At 64.0% G+C, this 18,018-nt stretch carries 17 protein-coding genes; 6 read left to right on the top strand and 11 right to left on the bottom strand.

Annotated features, from left to right (window positions below; genetic code table 11):
• Positions 1 to 7 precede the first annotated feature (7 nt).
• Complete coding sequence (locus tag LB559_RS15375) at positions 8 to 640, top strand: pyridoxamine 5'-phosphate oxidase family protein (protein ID WP_224674425.1); 633 nt, start codon at positions 8 to 10, stop codon at positions 638 to 640.
• Here LB559_RS15375 and LB559_RS15370 read toward each other — a convergent pair whose 3' ends face one another.
• The 3 genes from LB559_RS15370 to ftsE form a co-directional block, all read right to left on the bottom strand.
• Positions 641 to 1,366 (bottom strand): YdcF family protein, encoded by a 726-nt coding sequence (locus LB559_RS15370; RefSeq protein ID WP_024503762.1) that lies wholly within the window; start codon positions 1,364 to 1,366, stop codon positions 641 to 643.
• A 135-nt stretch (positions 1,367 to 1,501) separates the two neighbouring features.
• Complete coding sequence (locus LB559_RS15365) at positions 1,502 to 2,497, bottom strand: cell division protein FtsX (RefSeq protein ID WP_013529399.1); 996 nt, start codon at positions 2,495 to 2,497, stop codon at positions 1,502 to 1,504.
• A complete protein-coding gene (gene ftsE, locus LB559_RS15360; protein WP_010911739.1) occupies positions 2,490 to 3,149 on the bottom strand; it encodes a cell division ATP-binding protein FtsE in 660 nt (219 codons plus the stop codon). The genes LB559_RS15365 and ftsE overlap by 8 nt, the downstream gene beginning before the upstream one ends.
• A 192-nt stretch (positions 3,150 to 3,341) precedes the next feature.
• Here ftsE and LB559_RS15355 point away from each other — a divergent pair, with 192 nt between their 5' ends.
• The 3 genes from LB559_RS15355 to LB559_RS15345 all read left to right on the top strand — a co-directional run bounded on the left by LB559_RS15355 (position 3,342) and on the right by LB559_RS15345 (position 5,157).
• On the top strand, positions 3,342 to 3,986 hold the full coding sequence (locus LB559_RS15355) for a hypothetical protein (protein WP_024503763.1): 645 nt from the start codon (positions 3,342 to 3,344) through the stop codon (positions 3,984 to 3,986).
• A gap of 182 nt (positions 3,987 to 4,168) precedes the next feature.
• Positions 4,169 to 4,711 (top strand): hypoxanthine phosphoribosyltransferase, encoded by a 543-nt coding sequence (gene hpt / locus LB559_RS15350; protein ID WP_013529401.1) that lies wholly within the window; start codon positions 4,169 to 4,171, stop codon positions 4,709 to 4,711.
• Positions 4,712 to 4,785: 74 nt separating this feature from the next.
• Complete coding sequence (locus tag LB559_RS15345; RefSeq protein WP_024503765.1) at positions 4,786 to 5,157, top strand: response regulator; 372 nt, start codon at positions 4,786 to 4,788, stop codon at positions 5,155 to 5,157.
• Here LB559_RS15345 and LB559_RS15340 read toward each other — a convergent pair whose 3' ends face one another.
• A complete protein-coding gene (locus LB559_RS15340; RefSeq protein ID WP_063173806.1) occupies positions 5,158 to 6,105 on the bottom strand; it encodes a DMT family transporter in 948 nt (315 codons plus the stop codon).
• A gap of 222 nt (positions 6,106 to 6,327) precedes the next feature.
• On the opposite strand from LB559_RS15340, the gene LB559_RS15335 reads away from it, so the two are divergent.
• On the top strand, positions 6,328 to 7,209 hold the full coding sequence (locus tag LB559_RS15335; RefSeq protein ID WP_024503767.1) for a LysR family transcriptional regulator: 882 nt from the start codon (positions 6,328 to 6,330) through the stop codon (positions 7,207 to 7,209).
• On the opposite strand, the gene LB559_RS15330 is transcribed toward LB559_RS15335, so the two are convergent.
• From LB559_RS15330 to argH, 6 genes are all read right to left on the bottom strand, one after another.
• Entirely contained in the window at positions 7,188 to 7,559 is a 372-nt protein-coding gene (locus LB559_RS15330) for a glyoxalase superfamily protein (protein ID WP_224674424.1), read from the bottom strand. The two genes, LB559_RS15335 and LB559_RS15330, sit on opposite strands and share 22 nt — an antisense overlap.
• Before the next feature lie 112 nt (positions 7,560 to 7,671).
• Positions 7,672 to 10,257, bottom strand: coding sequence for a TIGR02302 family protein (locus tag LB559_RS15325; RefSeq protein ID WP_224674423.1), 2,586 nt, complete (start codon positions 10,255 to 10,257; stop codon positions 7,672 to 7,674).
• A gap of 238 nt (positions 10,258 to 10,495) precedes the next feature.
• Complete coding sequence (locus LB559_RS15320; RefSeq protein ID WP_224674422.1) at positions 10,496 to 11,437, bottom strand: threonine/serine dehydratase; 942 nt, start codon at positions 11,435 to 11,437, stop codon at positions 10,496 to 10,498.
• A 39-nt stretch (positions 11,438 to 11,476) separates the two neighbouring features.
• Positions 11,477 to 12,745, bottom strand: coding sequence for a diaminopimelate decarboxylase (gene lysA / locus LB559_RS15315; RefSeq protein ID WP_224674421.1), 1,269 nt, complete (start codon positions 12,743 to 12,745; stop codon positions 11,477 to 11,479).
• A 62-nt stretch (positions 12,746 to 12,807) separates the two neighbouring features.
• Positions 12,808 to 13,014 carry a lipoprotein gene (locus tag LB559_RS15310; protein ID WP_013529409.1) on the bottom strand — a complete coding sequence of 69 codons (207 nt, stop codon included), beginning with the start codon at positions 13,012 to 13,014 and terminating at the stop codon, positions 12,808 to 12,810.
• Between the two features lie 151 nt (positions 13,015 to 13,165).
• On the bottom strand, positions 13,166 to 14,566 hold the full coding sequence (gene argH / locus LB559_RS15305; protein WP_063169086.1) for an argininosuccinate lyase: 1,401 nt from the start codon (positions 14,564 to 14,566) through the stop codon (positions 13,166 to 13,168).
• Positions 14,567 to 14,601: 35 nt separating this feature from the next.
• Here argH and tlpA point away from each other — a divergent pair, with 35 nt between their 5' ends.
• Entirely contained in the window at positions 14,602 to 15,291 is a 690-nt protein-coding gene (gene tlpA, locus LB559_RS15300; RefSeq protein WP_063169085.1) for a thiol:disulfide interchange protein TlpA, read from the top strand.
• A 1-nt stretch (position 15,292) separates the two neighbouring features.
• On the opposite strand, the gene LB559_RS15295 is transcribed toward tlpA, so the two are convergent.
• Entirely contained in the window at positions 15,293 to 17,725 is a 2,433-nt protein-coding gene (locus LB559_RS15295; RefSeq protein ID WP_224674420.1) for an EAL domain-containing protein, read from the bottom strand.
• Between the last annotated feature and the right edge of the window lie 293 nt (positions 17,726 to 18,018).

Genomic DNA, 18,018 nt, shown 5'->3' with positions numbered 1-18,018 from the left:
GCTTTCGATGAACGCGCATGCTTTCACCAGCGACGTCGCCTTCACGCCGACCGTCAAGGCGATCCAGGCCCGCAAGGGCTCACGTCAGTCCTACGCCCGCGTCGAGGAGCGTGGCGGCTGGCAGGCCGGCATCACCCCGGACCTTGCCGCCTTCATCGAAATGCAGACCAGCGTCTTCCTGTCGACCGCCAACCGCGAGGGGCAGCCCTATGTCCAGCATCGCGGCGGGCCGGCCGGCTTCCTCAAGGTGCTGGATGAACATACGATCGGCTTCGCGGATTTTTCCGGCAACCGGCAGTTCATCACGCAGGGCAATCTGGCCGACAATCCAAGGGCGTTCCTGTTCCTGATCGACTATATGCACCGCCAGCGCATCAAGCTCTGGGGCACCGCGCGCGTCGTCGAGAACGATGCCGAACTGATAGCGAAGCTGATGCCGCAAGACTACAGAGCGCGCCCCGAGCAGGTCGTCCTGTTCACGGTCTCGGCCTGGGATGCCAATTGCCCGCAGCACATCCCGCAACGGTTCGAGGCAGCCGACGTCGCGGCGGCACTCGGCGAGCGGGACAAGCGTATCGAATGCCTTGAGCAGGAGATCGCACGACTCAGGGGAAATTCGGGCGCGGCCGCAGGGGAATAATCAGCCGCCGGCCGCGGTTTCGGCCAGCGCAATGCCGTTGGGCGTCGGCTTGACAGGCACGATGCCGCGCGCCAGCGCAAGCAGATATTTGTTGTATTCGGTGAACAGCACGCGCAATGCCCGCGGCTTGGTTAGCCAGCCGCCATTGTCGAGGTTGGAATTGACCACCGGATAGGGCTCGAGCTTGGCGCCATGCAGCAGCCTGCCCATTTCCAGCAGGCTGCGCGGCATATGATAATTGTTGGTGACGAGGATCACCGTGCCATAGGCGTGGCTCTCGACCCATTTGGCGCTTTCCTCGGCATTGCCGATCGTGTCGAGCGCGGCGCGGTCGATGTCGACGCAACAGGAGAACAGATTCTTGTCGCCGCCGGTTGCCGCCTGCAGCTGGCGACGGCTGGCCGAAGGATGCACGCCGCTGATCAGCAGCCGTTCGCCCTTGCCGGACGCCAGCAGATCCATCGCGGCATCGAGGCGGGACTGGCCGCCGGTCAAGACGATGATCGCGTCTGCCCTGGCCGGATTGGCGGGCGTCGTCAGGTGACTGACCTTGTTGGCGAACCAACCGAAACCGCCGGCAAACAAAGTTGCAAGGATGAGGACGGAGAGGGCGGACAGGCGCAACGTGGCTCTTAGACGGCTCACAGCGCGGCGGTCATGCGAACGTGCAACCACCACTGGCATCTGCCCAGCCGTACCGGTCGAATCCCGCGCGTCCATCGCCATATGGTTAATCCTGAAATGCGGCCTTGGGTAGGTAAAAGACGCACTTTGCGTTACGCGAATTCTCTATTCGTGATCACCCTGTTTTATCCATGTCGTTGTCCCAAAACCGGTTCCCACTTTTTTGGGCGACATGAATTAGCCTGCATCCGGTTGGCGGACATCGATGTCGCTGAGATAGGCAACGACGGTGGCGTGCGAGGTTGCCGCCGTCAGTCCGCCGATCACCAGCACCATCAAGACGACACCGAGATAGCCTGCCGAACCGATGGCGAAATTGCCGAACAGGGCGGTCGCCTGGTCGGCCTGCGGCGTCGCCATATTGCGCGACGACCACCAGGAAAAGACGATGAACACGAGCACTGCGGCGGCACCGCCGGCCGCCGCTCCCTTCATGCCGGTGACCAGGAAATGCCGGCGGAATTCGCGCGCGATAAAGCGTGCCTCGGCGCCGACGAAATGCAGGACTTCGATGATGTGACCGTTGCCGGCCATGGCGCCGCGCGTCGCGAACACCACGGTCAGCACGGTCGCCGACAGCATCAGCGCCAGCACGGCGATGCCGATGGTCACCGTGGTGCGGGCCATCGCCACCAGCCGGTCGACCCAGGTGCGGTGATCGTCGAGCGATGCGCTCGGCAGTTTCGGGGTGATCGCGGCGCGTATGGCGGCGAAATCGGGCGGGCTGTTCTCGTCGATGGTGACGATGATCAGTCGCGGCACCGGCAATTCGTCGATGTTGAGGCCCGAGCCCAGCCAGGGCTCAAGGAGCCGCGCGGTCGCCTCGCGGTCGATGATCCGGGTCGCCTTGACGCCGGGGAATTCGCCGGCGATCTGGGAGGCCTGGGTAAGGGCTGCTTCCATGTCGAGGCCGTCGACCGGCTTGATCTGGATCGTTGCCTCGCGTGAAATCTGGTTCTCCCAGACGGACGCTGTGTCGCGCACCAGCGTCACCGCGCCGAAAGTCAGGCAGGACAGGAAGGTCATGATGGCGATGACCAGCACCAGCGCCCGGCCGGCGATGTTCTGCGCCGGCACGATCGGCGCCATCCTGCGCTGGGCGCGCGGCTTTGCTTCGGTCGCCTCGGCGTCCTGCTCCCTTTCCACAAAATGTTCGGCGGACAGTTCAGTCATAGATGTCCAGCCTTCCCCCGGCCAGGATCATGCGGCGCGCGTCGACCTGCTCCATCAAGCCGAGGTCGTGGGTGGCGATCACCACGGCGGTGCCGAGACGGTTGAGTTCGATGAACAGCCGCAGCAGGCGTCGCGCCAGCGGCGGATCGACATTGCCGGTCGGTTCGTCGGCGAGCAGGATTTCCGGCTGCTCGATCAGCGCCCGCGCGATCGCGGCGCGCTGCTTCTCGCCACCGGACAGAACCGGCGGCAGCACATGCATGCGTTCGCCCAGCCCGACCCACTTCAACAGCTCGGTGACATCGGTGCGGTAGCTCGCCTCCTCGCGCCCGCGCACGCGCAGCGGCAGCGCGACGTTCTCATAGGTGGTCATGTGGTCGAGCAGGCGAAAATCCTGGAACACCACGCCGATCCGGCGTCTGAGATGCGGCAGCTCGGTGCGGGAAATGCGGGAGCGATCCTTGCCGAAGATGGTGATCAGCCCGCGCGTCGGCTTCAGCGACATGAACAGCAGGCGCAGCAAGGTCGTCTTGCCGGCGCCCGAAGGCCCGCTGAGGAATTGGAAGGAGCGCTCCGGAATGTGCAGGGAGATGTCGCGGAGGATTTCCGGACCCATGCCATAGCGGAGGCCGACATTTTCGAAGCGAATCAATTTCGACGACCTGAAATTCGGCACGGCAGCGAGCCGGCCTGTTCTGGGTAAAGACCATCGGCCGGCATGGTTAACCGGCGGTTAATTCCTAGGCTCTTTCGACTCGTCACGAGGGCTCCGGTGGGGAAGCGTTAACCATTTGTGTTTACGCAAAAGAAACGAAAAGCGAACACGTGCTGCAATGCTGGGGCCATGATGGCTGACGATCGAACCGCGCGCCCGGTTTCCGGCGAAATCATGACCGATCCGGCGGCAATTGCCGCGGCGGACCGGTTCATGCGCGGTTCGGCCGCCGACATCGTCGATGCCGATTACGTGGTGATGCCGCGCCCTGCACCTGCCGTGGAAAGCGTTTCGCCGCTGCCGCGTGCGATCGTCATGCCATCTATCGAAGGCATGGACATGCTGCGCAAGCCCGAAGCCCCGCCGGAGCGGCCGCCAGCCTCGCGCGGCGGGCCGATCTTCTGGATCGCCGGCATCGGCGCTGCCTTGGCCGCCTTCTGGGTTTCCGGCGGGCACGCGCTGGTGCGCCAGGTGCCGTTCCTGTCCAGCGCGCAAGCGTCGGCGCTCAGCATTTCGGGCGTCACGTCACGCGTCGATGCTTCCGGACCGAACCCTGCGCTGTTCGTCGATGGCGAGGCCGCCAATGACGGCGCCAAACCGGCGCAGCTGCCGCCGCTTGAAATCCGGGTGACCGGCAATGACGGGCACATCACCCGCTATACGTTGGGGACATCCGGCCGTTCGCTGGCCTCTGGCGAAAGATTCGGCTTTGCCAGCCGGCTCGACGTGCCTAGAAACGGTGTAAGAACTGTATCGGTCACCTTCGCCGAATAGCGTGTGCTGATATTCAGGTGAGACTGGCCGCAAACGGCGGTTTCCTGCGCTTCCGGTGCTCACGTACTTCAGTACGCTCCGCTCCGGTTCTCGGAAACCACCGTTTTCGACTCAGCCTGACCTGAATCTCAACACATGCTGGGCGTGAACGCGTTTAGGCAAGAAAATCAGCGGGGCGAAAAATGCCAATTGTACGCGGCAAGGACATCGAAGTCCTGTTTTCTGCATCGGCGATCGCGCGGCGCAATCTCGAACTCGCCAAGGAGATTGCCGGACACGACTACCATGACCTCCTGGTGATCTCGGTGCTGAAGGGGTCGTTCATCTTCGCCGCAGATCTCATCCGCGCCATGCACGATGTCGGCCTGTCGCCGGAGGTGGAATTCATCTTCATCTCCAGCTATGGCGCCGGCACCAGCAGCGGTGAGGTGAGGGTGCTGCGCGACATCGACAATGAGGTCGCTGGCCGCGACGTGCTGCTGATCGACGACATTCTCGAATCGGGCAAGACGCTGAGCTTCACCCGGGAGCTGATGCTGTCGCGGGGCGCCAAGAGCTGTTCGATCGCCGTGCTGCTCGACAAGCGCATGCGCCGCCAGACCGAACTCAATGCCGATTATGTCGGCTTCGACTGCCCCGACTATTTCGTCGTCGGCTACGGCATGGATGTAGCCCATGCCTTTCGCGAGTTGCCCTTTGTCGGTGTCGTCAAAGGGGATGCCTGAGCGGCATTAAAAAGGTTTGCTGATCCTCAGCGCTTTCAGGAAAAGTCAACTTTTGGCGGCCAAATATGCCGGCCATGGCAAAGCTTCTGATCGTCGAGGACGATGAGTCCGTCCGCACCCTGGCCGCCCGCGCGCTTGAACGCGCCGGGCACACAATCGATATCGCTGCGGATGGCGCGCAGGGGCTTGCGCTGATCCAGGCCGCGCGTGGCGGCTATGATCTCGTCGTCTCCGATATCCGCATGCCGGAGATGGACGGCATCGAGATGGCGATAGCGGCGGCAGCATTGTTTCCCGCCATCAAGATCGTGCTGATGACCGGCTATGCCGACCAGCGCGAGCGCGCCGAGGAATTGAACGGCATCATCCTCGATGTCGTGCAGAAGCCTTTCACGCTGGCTGAAATCCGCTCGCGCGTCGAACGGGCGCTGATCTGCTTCGCCTGATCAGGCTGGGTCGGCGGCAGCGAGCACAGGTGGAGTACTCTTGCGCCGTTCGGTGCTGAGCGCCAGCAGGCCGGCGCCGATGATCAAGGCGGCACCGATCACGGTCGTCGACCGCGGCACCTCGGCGAAGAACAGGAAACCCCACAGCGGCGACCACAGGATGCCGGTATATTCGAAGGTGGCAACGCGGTTGGCCGGCGCCATCCGGTAAGCCTGCGACAGCAGGATCATGCCGGCGGAGGCGACGAAGCCGCAGGCGGCCATCTTTAGAAAATCCGGCAGCGTCGGCCAAAGCCATGGCCGTACCAGGAATTCGAGGCTGGGGTGGACGGCGTGGGTTATGCCGGCAAGGTGAAACGCGCCGGCAACCACGGCGGCGCCAACCAGATAGGCGCCGTTCTGATAGAAGGCCATCACGGTGGACGATTCGGTGTCGCCGATCTTGCGGGCCATCAGCTGCGAAAAACCATAGAGCGCCGCCGAGCCCAGCGACAGCAGCGCTGCCCAGTCGAACAGCCCTGCGCCGGGGCGCAGCATCACGAGGACGCCGAACAAGCCGATCAGCACGGTTGCCAGTGTCTGCCAGGAGACGCGCTCGCCAAGGTAGGGCCCGGCGAGCACCATGATGAACAGCGGCGCCATGAAATAAAGCGCCACCGCATCGGCAAGCGGCAAGGCGGCGATGGCCAGGTAGTACATCGTATAGGAGGTGAACTGGATGAAGGCGCGCACCGTCAGCATGCCGGATCGCTTCGACAGGATCGCCCGCAAGCCGACATCGGCATGCACCAGAACGATCAGGATCGGCAGAGCGACGATCGAGCGGATCGCCATCACCTCGGTCACTGGATAACCGCTCGACACGGCTTTGACGAGCGGATCCTGCAGCGAAAAGACCAGCACGCCGAGGCACAGGCTCAGGATGCCGCCCACCATCCGATTTTGCATCTGCATCCAGGCTCCTGCGCGTACGATCCGAAGCTGCCGCCTGCGGGGTAAAAAGAACCCGCCACCGTTTCGGGCAGCGGGCACGAGTGAGGACTCTTGATTGGTCCGCGGCTGATTTCGCAGCCGCATATCCAATGGGTGAGGCGACTATCATCCGCCGTTTGACATGTTGCAAACGAATTGGAATGATGCCAGCAATCAAATTCTCTTATGGCGGATTTCATGCGGCCGACCCTCGACAGCGACCTCCTGCGCACCTTCGTGGCGATTGCCGAGACCGGCAATTTCACCAAGGCGGCGGAGCAGGCCGGCCGCACCCAATCCGCGGTGTCGATGCAGATGAAGAAGCTCGAAGATCTGATCGGCGCCAGCCTGTTCGAGCGCGGTTCGCGCGGCGTCGCGTTGACGCGGCGCGGCGGCGAACTCATCGTCAACGCCCGCCGCATCGTCTCGCTGCTCGACGAGACGTCGGCATCGATGGCGGCAGCGCCGCTTGGCGGGCCGGTGCGCATCGGCATTCCGGAGGAATATGGCCACGCCATCCTGTCGCGCGCGCTCGGCGCTTTCTCGAAGCGTCATACGCAGGTCGAGGTCACCGTGCGCTATGCCCATTCCGGGGCACAGATGGCGGCGCTCGCTGCCGGCGAGCTCGATCTGTGCGTGGTGTTCGAATGGCAGGATCCCGCCGGCGGCGAAGTGCTGATGCACGACCCGACCGTGTGGGTGACATCGTCGCTGCATCACATGCATGAGGAACAGCCGGTGCCGATCGCGCTCTACAACCGGGCCGGCTGGTGCAAGGACTTCGCCATCAAGTCGTTGGAGCAGCGCGATCTTGCCTATCGTGTCGCCTATACCAGCGACACCACCGGCGGCCTCAAGCTCGCCGTCACCTCCGGACTGGCGATCGCGCCGATCTCGCGCAGCAACATTCCGGACGGCTGTCGTGAACTGACCACGGCGGACGGATTCGGCGCCATCGATTCCTCGAACGTGGTGATGCACCGCAACCCGAACGCGTCAGGCGAGGCGATCGACGGCATGCAGGATGCGATCCGCGAAGCCTTCGTCAACAGGCTCAGTCAGCCGGCGGCATCCTCGTAGAAATGCAGCCTGTTGCCGAACGGATCGGCGACCGATACCTCGCGGGTCTTCCAAGGCGTCTCTTCCACGCCTGGCCTGGCGAAGCGGTAGTTTTTGCCGATCAGCTCGCCATGAAGAGCCGTGATGTCCTCGACCTCGATGCGCAGGGCGATGCCGGGTGCACCGTCGCCATGATGTTCGCTGAGATGCAGGACGCAGCCGTCGCGGCCGATCGCCATGTAGAGCGGCGCGTCGTCGGCGAAGCGATGTTCCCACTGCACCTTGAAGTCGAGGAAGCCGACATAGAATTCACGCGCCTTGGCAATGTCGAAGATGCGCAGGATGGGTGTGATGGCGCCAAGTCTGGGCATGGTGGTGCAACCGTGCGACAGGGTTTTCAGGTGGGATGGACGGGGGCGGCAATCCCTTTGTTTTTTCGCAATTCCGGACGGAAAACCGCTTCACATATTTCCTGGAATTGCTCTATTTCAGCTCGAGCAGCCGTTCCAGATAGCTGCGTTCGATGTCAGGGCTGAGCGCATTGCCGAGCCGCTTGCGGATCGCTTCCAGAATCTGGCGGGCGCGCTGGACGTCGATCTCGTCGGGCACCTTCACCGAATCGCCGAAATCGGGACCCTGGCTGGCGCGCGGCCGGCCGAGCGGATCGCGATCGGCGTTCTGCTGGCGGCCGCCTTCCTCGCCGCCACCCTGGTCGCCCTGCATGGCCTGCATCTGCTTCATCATGTCCTTGGCGCCCTTGCGCAGCGCTTCCAGCGCCCGGCCCTGATGGCCGACGGCCGCATCGCCTTCGCCCTCGCCGAGTGCCTGTTCGGCATTGCCCATGGACTTGCCGGCCTCGCCAAATCCTTCATTGGGCTCCATACCCATGCCTTCGAGGCCCTTCTTCAGCTGTTCGAGGTCGCTCTGCAACTGGCCCTGGCCCTGCTGCAGCTGTTTCAGCGCATCGGCGAATTCCTGGGGCGTCATCGGCTTTTGCCGGGCGAGCGGATCGCGGTCTTCGCCGACGCCGGGTCTGTCCTCATCCTGGCCGCCTTCGCCGAGCTGCTCGTCACGGTTCTGCCCGCGCTGGCGCTCGCCGCGCTGCATCTGATCCATGCGGAAGGTGTCGTTCATCATCTCCTGCTGACGGCGCAGGATCTCGCCCAGCTTGTCCATCTGCTGGCGCATCTCGCTGTCCTGCTGGCCGCCTTGCTGCTGACGGCCGGCCTGCAGATTGTTCATCATGTCCTGCAGTTGCGACAGCAATTGCTGGGCCTTGTCGCGATCACCGGACTTCGCCAGGTTCTCGATCTGGTCCATCATGCGATCGATGTCGCTCTGGCGCAGTTCCTGGCCATTCTGCTGCATCTGCGGGGCGTTGGGATTTTGCTTGGCGCGCTCCGCGAATTCCTGCAGGAACTGGTTCATCGCCTCGCGCAGTTCCTTCATCGCCTTTTCGATTTCAGCGTCGGTGGCGCCATTCTTGATGGCGTCCTGCAGCGCCTGTTGCGCCTGGCGCAGCCGCTTTTCGGCGGCCGAAAGATTGCCTTCCTCGATGCCGAGCGCGATTTCCCAGAGATAGGAGACCTCGCTGCGCAATTGATCGTCGCTGTCGGCCATCTTCAGCCGGGTGCGGGCGCTCATGATGGCGAGGTAGTGGGACATGTTGTCGAAGGTGTCTTCCGGCCGCAGCGTGATGGCGTCCATCAGGTCGAGCACGCGCGGCTTGGCGTTGGCGTCGAGCGCCAGCAGGCGGCGCTGTTCGATCACGGCGCGTGCCAGCGGATTGGCGAAAGGCCGCTCCGGCATCAGCAGCGTCTTGGTTTCGCTCGATGCGGTGTGCCCGGCATCGTCGGTAGCGACCAGCGTCAGCTTGATGCTGCTGCCGGCCCAGACATGCTCGGTCAGGTCCTTGGAGGTCCTGGCGGCGTTCGACTTGCCGCCGCGACGCGGCAGCGTCAGCGGCATTTCAGGTGCACCGTACAGTGGACGCGCATTCGGCGCCTGCGGATCGGCAAGCGCGAACACCGCCTTGGCGGTGGCGGCGCCATAGTCGTCGTTGATCTGGTAGTTGAGCTCGAAGGCGCCGTTGGCGGCGCGCTTGGGCTCGCCGACGAAGCGGATCTGCGGCGGCTTGTCCGGTACGACCGCGAAGGCCCAGCGGCCGAGCTGGTCCTCGCCCGACGTCAGCGTCAGCGTGCCGTCGCCGGTCAGCTTGCTGGTGAACTGGCGCACCTTGGACGGCGTCGCCGGGCTTGCCGGCTTGGCGGCGGCCTGCGGCGCAGCCGGGTCGATGGCGCGGGAATTGCCATTCTTGTCGGCGTAGCCGAGCGTTTCCTCGCCTGAGCCGCCCGTCACGCGCAGCGAAACGTCACTGCCTTCGGGAACCGTAAAGGTCGGGATGGCCTGGTTGGCGTCGGCGGTCAGGAAGATCGGCGGCTTGCCGGTGTAGGACGGCGGCGTCACCCAGGCGTCGATGCGCGGCGGCACGATATCGCGCGCGCCATGGGCATTGAACCCGTCGCTGATCCTGCCGCCCGTCGGCCCGAAGGAGAAGGCGAAGGCGGTAACGAGCAAAAGGGCCGCTACCGCGCGCAGGGCCCAAGGGTCGCGCTCCGGCACGCGCGTGCGCGGCAGGTCGGCGCCGAGGTTGTCGAGCTTTCCGGCCATGCGCTTCTGGTGTTCGCGCCATAGCGCCTGCGAGAAGCTGCTTTCCCGGCCGCTTGGCCGGTCGGTCTGCACCAGCACCGGGCTGTGCAACAGTTGATTGGCTGCCTCGATGCGGCGGTCGATTTCGCCGGCGCCCGGCAGGCGGAAGAAACGCAGGGGATAAAGCGCGGCCAGTGCTGCTATGGCAAAGGCAGCGACCAGGCCGATGCGCGCCATATCCGGCAGCCGGGAGAATAGCCCGAGCCAGGAGATGCTGAGGAACAGGCTGGCAACGATGACGAGGGGAAGCAGCAACGGCCAGCCGCGCTCGACCACCATCGAGACCCGCGTGGCCAGCCTGCTCAAAGCCAGCCGCCCGGCGAGGCCGCGATCGCTGCTGAAGGTGGGTCGTTGCGTCATCGGCCCTTCCTTGAGCCTATGGCATCCCGAAACCGGGATGCGGCCCTATCCCTTTGAGCATGATCTGTTCCGAAAGGGATTCCATGTTTCGGGATCATGCTGTGGAGCGGGCAGATAGCCCGACGCCTCACGACTCAAAGAATACCAGCAAACACGGCAAAGGCGAGGCGGTTCGAAAAAACGTGAAGTGGACCGTTATAGTTCCATCCTGCATACCCTTTAGAAGGTGGCAGGCACTTTAGAAGGTAGCGGGGTCCGCATTCGCCCCGCAGACCAGCACGGCGAGCCGTTCGCCCTGCGCCGGCGCATAGCGGCCCGACAGGATCGCGGCAAAGGCGGCCGCACCTCCCGGCTCGGAGATGATGCGGGTTCGGTTCCACAGCGCCCTTTGCGCGGCGACGATGTCGTCGTCGCCGACCAGGATCGAGCGTTCGACATAGGCCTCGGCGATCGGGAACATCATTTCGCCGACGCGCTTTGGCGCCAGTGAATCGGCGGCGATGCCCTCGGCCGGCGCATCGACGGGGTGTCCGGCCTCGAAGGCGCGATGCAGCGTCGGCGCTCCTTCCGGCTCGACGGCGATGATGCGGATGCGGCCCGCGAACCAGGCAGCGATGCCGCCGATCAGGCCGCCGCCGCCGACAGCGACCAGCAGCGTGTCGATCCGAGGCAAATCGGCCTCGATTTCGAGCCCAAGCGTGCCCTGGCCGACGAGCGTTTCCTCCTGGTTGAAGGCATGAATCTGCAAAGCGCCGGTCTCCTCGGCGAACCGTTCGCTGGCGGCCAGCGCTTCGGCATAGCGGGCGCCGCCGACGATCAGCTCGGCGCCATAGGAGCGGATCCGTTCCAGCTTGGCCGCCGGGCTCACTTCGGGAACGAAGATGGTCGCCTTGTGGCCAAGCCGCATGGCGGCATAGGCGACGGCCGCGCCATGGTTGCCGCCCGATGCTGCGACGACACCGGCCTTTGGGACCGCACGCTCCAGCAGGTTGGTGAAGGCGCCGCGCGCCTTGAACGAGCCGGAATGCTGCAGGCATTCGAGCTTCAGGTCGACGGCCAACGGCGGCCGATCGAAGTCGGCCATGTCGACGCGCAGCACCGGCGTGTGCCTGATATAGGGGCGGATGCGCGGTTCCATCGCGGCAATGCGCTCGCGTGTGACGGTGATGCCGTTCGTCATGATTGCTCCCTGTGACGGGTCGGTGTGTTTCCGGCGCTTCTATGCAAGCCAGTCGGGCACGGAATCCAGCCCGATCAGGTCGTCATAGGTCAGGCGTGGGCGCACGACGTGGAACCGGTCGCCGTCGACCAGCACTTCCGGAACCAGCAAGCGGGTGTTGTAGGTACCGGCCTGCACCGCGCCATAAGCGCCCGCGGTGGAGACGGCAATCAGGTCGCCGGCCCTCAGCCTGGGCAGATCGCGGTCCAGGCCGATATAATCGCCGGTCTCGCAGACCGGGCCGACGACGTCGACCATCATGCGCGGCGTGTCCGCCGGCGGCTGCACGACCGGACGGATATCGTGGAAGGCATCGTAGAGCGTCGGCCGAATGAGATCGTTCATGGCGGCGTCGACGACGAGGAAGTTCTTGGCGTCGCCTTCCTTTACGAAGATCACTTCCGAGACGAGGATACCGGCATTGCCTACGATCAGCCGGCCCGGCTCGAACATCACCTTCAGCCCGAGCTTGGTGACATGCTTCCTGACGATCTGGGCATAGGCATCGGGCAGCGGCGGCGGGTTGTTGTCGACGCGATAGGGGATGCCGAGGCCGCCGCCGAGGTCGATATGCTCGATGGCATGGCCGTCCGCCCGCAGCGCGCCGACCAGATCGACAAGCAGGGCGAAGGCGTCGTCGAAGGGCTGCAGCTCCGTGATCTGGCTGCCGATATGGGTGTCGATGCCGGTGATCCTGATGCCGGGAAGCGTTGCCGCGCGGGCATAGACCTGCCGCGCCCGCTGCCACGGGATGCCGAATTTGTTCTCGGCCTTGCCGGTGGAGATCTTCTTGTGGGTCCTGGCGTCGACATCGGGATTGATGCGCAGCGAGATCGGCGCCACCTTGCCAAGGGCAACGGCTCGCGCCGACAACAGCTCAAGTTCAGGCTCGGACTCGACGTTGAAGCAGAGAATGCCGGCGGCAAGGGCAAAGTCCATTTCGCGCGCGGTCTTGCCGACGCCCGAAAACAGGATCTTGCCGGCCGGAATGCCGGCGGCCAGCGCCCGGCGCAATTCACCTTCCGAAACCACGTCGGCGCCGGCGCCGAGCTTCGCCAGCGTCCGCAGGACGGCCTGGTTGGAATTGGCCTTCATGGCGTAGCAGACCAGCGTGTCGAGCCCGGCAAAGGACTGGGCAAACACCCGGTAGTGCCGGGTCAGGGTGGCCGTCGAGTAGCAGTAGAATGGCGTGCCGACCTGTGCGGCGATATCTGGTATCGCCACGTCCTCGGCATGGAGCACGCCGTCGCGGTAGTCGAAATGGTTCACGGGAGTGGTTCCGGAAGTTGCGGCACGATGAGATCGGGTTGGAAGGCCCCGCTCTCGTCGGCCTAGATCAGCGGGTCGAGGATGAACTTCTTGTCCTTGACCGGTTTTTCCGGCTCCGGCGGCACGGGCTGGTGGGCCTTCGAGGCATCCTTGCGCGCCTGCACGGCCGCCTCATAGGGCGTGTCGAGACCGCCCCTCCTGCCGCAGGCCGAGACGGCCGCGATCGCCACCAGCAGCGTCAGCGTCACCAAAATCCTGCTTCCGGTCATCGATCCATCCGTCCGAAACGTTTGTCAGCCGCCGCTTTTAGCCGAGTTCTCGGCGCATTGCACCCCGAGATATTGCTCGTCGCAATATCTGGCGCAACGTCCGGATATTGCTGGTCGCATGTCCGGGATATTGCTGGCACAACATCCGGCATTACGCTTTCGCCAGTCGCTTTTTCCAGGCGCGGATCTGCTTCCTCACTTCCGACGGCGCGGTGCCGCCGAAACTGGTGCGGCTCTTGACCGAGTTCTGCACCGCCAGCACTGAGAATATGTCGGCCGTGATGCCGGGATCGATCGACTGCAGATCCTCCAGCGAAAGCTTCTCCAGCCCCACCTTCTTGTCTTCGGCCAGCGCCACCGCCCGGCCGGTGACATGATGCGCCTCTCGGAACGGCAGGCCGAGCGTGCGCACCAGCCAGTCAGCAAGGTCGGTTGCTGTCGCGTGGCCGGAGCCGGCGGCCTTCTTCATCGCGGCTGCGTTGACCGTCATGTCCGAGACCATACCGGTCATCGCCGCCAGCATCAGGTCGAGCGTCTCGGCGGCGTCGAATACCGATTCCTTATCTTCCTGCATGTCCTTGCCATAGGTCAAAGGCATGCCCTTCATCACCGTCAGCAGGCCGACCAGATGGCCGGTGACACGGCCGGTCTTGCCGCGCACCAGTTCGGCGGCATCGGGATTCTTCTTCTGCGGCATGATCGACGAGCCGGTGGAAAACGAGTCCGACAGCCTGACGAAGCCGAATTGCGGCGTCGACCAGATGATGATCTCTTCGGCCAGCCGCGACAGATGCGTGGCGCAGATCGCGGCCATGGCAAGGAACTCGAGCGCGAAATCGCGATCCGAGACGCTGTCGAGCGAATTGCGCATCGGCTCGCGGAAGCCGAGCCCCTTGGCGGTCCGGTGGCGGTCGATCGGGAAGCTGGTGCCGGCAAGCGCGGCGGCACCGAGCGGGCTTTCGTCCATGCGTTCGATCGCATCGCGGACACGCGACAGGTCGCGCGAAAACATCTCGACATAGGCCATGCAGTGATGGCCGAAGGTCACCGGCTGGGCCGCCTGCATATGGGTGAAGCCCGGCATCACGGTCGCCGCATGCTCCTCGGCCCGCTCCAGCAGCGCCTCAATCAACCCCTTCAACGCCTCGGCGACGCGAAAGCACTCCTCCTTGACCCAGAGCCGCAAATCGACCGCGACCTGATCGTTGCGCGAGCGGGCGGTGTGCAGGCGGCCGGCCGCCGGGCCGATCAGATCGGCAAGGCGCGCCTCGATGTTCATGTGGATGTCTTCGAGCCGCGTCGAGAACTCGAAGCTGCCGGCCTCGATCTCTCTCAGGATCGTGTTCAGCCCGTCAGCGATTTTTTCTTGATCGGCCGCCGAAATAATGCCCGTTTGCGCCAGCATCTCGCTATGGGCGATCGAGCCTTTGATGTCCTGCGCATAGAGTTTGCGGTCGAAGGAGATAGACGCGTTGATCGCTTCCATGATGGCGGCCGGACCCGAGGCAAAACGTCCGCCCCACATCTGGTTGCTGGTTTTCTTATCGCTCATGGCTATAACCCGTGCTTCGGAGCAGTTTTGAGAAAATGGCAGACGGTAGTAGATTCTTCCCGGCCCCGCGCCTGATCCTCGCCGCCTTGGTGGCGGGCGCGCTGGCGGGCGCGGTCGCGGTATATGTCAGCGAGAGCCGGTCTGGCAACAATGCACCGGCACAAGCTGCCGTGGGTGAGAGCAAGGACGACGTGGCCTGCGCGGCCAAGAGCGACCGCGCCAAGAAGGTCGCGGCTTCGGCCACCGGTGAGGTCGCGGCACTTTTGCCGGCCGATCCGCCACAATCCCTGAAGAGCCTTGCCTTCAACGGTCCGGACGGCAAGCCGATGACGATTGCCGATCATGCCGGCAAGACGGTGCTGCTCAATCTATGGGCGACATGGTGCGCGCCGTGCCGTGCCGAAATGCCGGCGCTCGATGCGCTGCAGAAGGAAAAGGGCAGCGACGCCTTTCAAGTGATCGCCGTCAATGTCGATGCCGGCGACGATGTGAAGCCGAAGAAGTTCCTCAGCGATACCGGCGTCGCGACGCTTGGCTATTACCGGGATTCGACGATGGCGCTGTTCAACGACCTCAAGAAGCGCGGCCTGGCGCTAGGCCTTCCTGTCACCATGCTGGTCGACGGCGAGGGCTGCCTGATCGCCCATATGAACGGCCCGGCCGAATGGTCGGGGCCGGACGCCAGGCGGCTGGTCGAGACGGCACTCAAGCCCGAGAGCCTCTAGTCTAGCGTGTGGCTAGCGCAGGTGCCGGTGCGAAGGCCAGAACGCTTCTGTCGCGCAAGGTAGCGGGTTTGCTGCCGACAGCGGGTGTGACGACACCGGTCAGATCGCCGAATTCTTCGATGAGAGCTGGCCTGCCGATATAATAGCCCTGGCCGATCTCGCAGGCTTCGGCGTCCAGGAATTTCAGTTCGCCGAGCGTCTCGACCCCCTCCGCCAGAACCGGCAGGCCGAGACCACGTCCAAGTCCCAGGACGGCGCGCACGATCGCCGCGACCTGGCCGTTCTTGTCGACCGACTTGATGAAGGAGCCATCGATCTTGATCTTGTCGAAGGGGAAGGCGCGGAGGTTGGAGAGCGAGGAATAGCCGGTTCCAAAATCGTCCATGGCCACGCGCACGCCCAGCGCCTTGACCTGCCGCAAGGTGGCCAGCGCCCGCGGCATGTCCTTGACAAGCGCCGTCTCGGTGATCTCAAGCTCGAGCCTGCCGGGCGCCAGGCCGGAATTCAGCAATGTTTCGTGGACCTTGCGGCTGAAATTCGTGTTGTGGAGCTGCACCGCCGAAACGTTGACGGCCACTGTCAGCGGATTTTCCCAGCGGGCGGCTTCCTCGCAGGCAGCCGTCAGCACCCATTCGCCAATCTGGCCAATGGCGCCGCTGTCTTCGGCCACCGGGATGAATATGGCCGGCGACACGTCGCCGCGCGTCGGATGCCGCCAGCGGACCAACGCTTCGAAGCCGACCATCTTTCCGCTGCTGATCTCTTTCTGCGGCTGGTAGACGAGATAGAACTCCTGGCGTGCGACCGCCTGGCGCAGTTCGTGCTCCATGACGCGCTTGTCGCGGGCCTCGGCCCCCATCGATGCTTCGAAATAACGGTAAGTGTCCTTGCCTTCGGTCTTGGCCCGGTAGAGTGCCGTATCGGCGTGGCTTATCAGGCTGGCCTGGTTTTCGGCATCCGACGGATACAGCGCAATGCCGATGCTTGCCGACACAAGGCCGCCGCCGACCGAGAGCCGGTTTTCCTCGCGCATGGCGGTCAGCACCGCGTTGGCGATACGGCCCGCCTCCAACGGGTCGGCCAGGTTCGGCGCGATGATGGCGAACTCATCGCCGCCCAGCCGCGCCACCATCTGCCCTGGACGAAGGATACCGGTCGCGCACTGCGCAACCTTCTGCAGCATGGCGTCGCCTGCGCCGTGCCCATACAGGTCGTTGACCTCCTTGAACCGGTCGAGATCAAGCAGCAGAAGCGCAAGCTGGCCGCCTTTCCTGGTCCGGACCATCGCAGCGATTTCCGTCTCCAGCCGGCCGGAAAAGCTGCGGCGATTGGCCAGTCCGGTCAAGGGATCGAAATGGGCAAGCCGCAGGATCTCCTGTTCCGCCTTCTTGCGCTCGCGAATGTCGCGGACCGCGACCACGTTGTGCGGTTTGCCACAGTAGTCGATGCTCCTGGCGATCAGCTCGACAGGAATGCTCGTGCCATCGCGACCGCTCAATTCGGCCTCCTGCGGCTGTTCGCCGAAGCCCGACACATCGGATCCGAAGAGATCGCCAAGCTGCATTCCGTTCAGGGTCGCTGTTGCTATGCCCGTCAGTGCCGCAATGCTGTCATTGGCACTGATGATGCGGTTGCCGTCGCAGACGATCAGCCCCTCCACGGCGGCATTGGCCAGGCCGTGCATGCGGTCGACCTCGAGCTTCTGGCGACGGAAGCGCAAATCGATCCACAGCGCCGATGCCGACAGAACCAGGATCACCAGTGTGGCGGCGGCGGCGGCGAAAGCCTGCGAGGTCGGCTCGATCGTGTATTCGGATATGACGATCGAGGGATCGGGGAAGATCGAGACGGCACCCATACCGATGAAATGCAGGATGCAGATCGCCAGCGTCAGCAGCACCGCGCCGCCGGATGTCGCCTTCAAGGAGGGGCGGCGCTGCACGACACGCAGCGCCAGCGCCGCGAGCGTTACGCCGGCCAGCAGGGAAACGGCGACAAGCAAGAGGTTCCACTCGATACGGCCCTGAACCTCGAACGCCGCCATGCCGATGTAGTGCATGGCTGCGATACCGCCGCCCAGCACGGCGCCGCCGACGAGATGATAGTCGAACTCATCCCGCAAGGTGGCGATCCACATGCCGGCTGCCGTCAAAGTGACCGAAGCAGCGAGCGAAAGCACGGAGAGTGCCGGATCATAAGCACTGGGTATGCCCGGTGTGAATGCGAGCATGGCGATGAAGTGCGTTGCCCAGATGCCAAAGCCGGTCGAAGTGGCCGCGATCATCAGCCAGGCAAGCCGGTTCCGATCTGTGGAACGGCTTATGTGCTGAAGCAGGTTGACAGCAGAGAAGCAGGAAATTCCGCAGATCAGCGCGGCGAGTGCGACCAGTCTCAGATCATGTTCGTTGACGATACAATTGTAGACCGTCAGCATTTATTTCACCTGAGCTTTGGAAATAAACAGGGCAGCAGGATTGAGTAGCGCGTTGCCGTTGAGGGATCGATAAAGTCGGCTGCAACCTTGGCGTGTCTCTTCGGGTTGCTGCGGCTGCAATCAGGGCTGACACGCCGAAAGCCAGCTTGACGGTCCCGACGGTGGTTCCTGGCGCGCTTGTCGTCGCGCTAAGCCGGCTAACCGCATCGCTCTCCATGCCTCCAAGCGGAGGCGAGCGTTGCGTCAGGTAAAGGGTGAAGTTCGTCGATCTGCAACAAAACCGTTGTCTGATT

It is taken from the genome of Mesorhizobium sp. BR1-1-3 (assembly GCF_020165455.1).
GTDB lineage: Bacteria > Pseudomonadota > Alphaproteobacteria > Rhizobiales > Rhizobiaceae > Mesorhizobium > Mesorhizobium ciceri.
The sequence above is the reverse complement of the archived record's forward strand: the minus strand, read 5'-3'. Positions and strand labels throughout refer to the sequence as shown.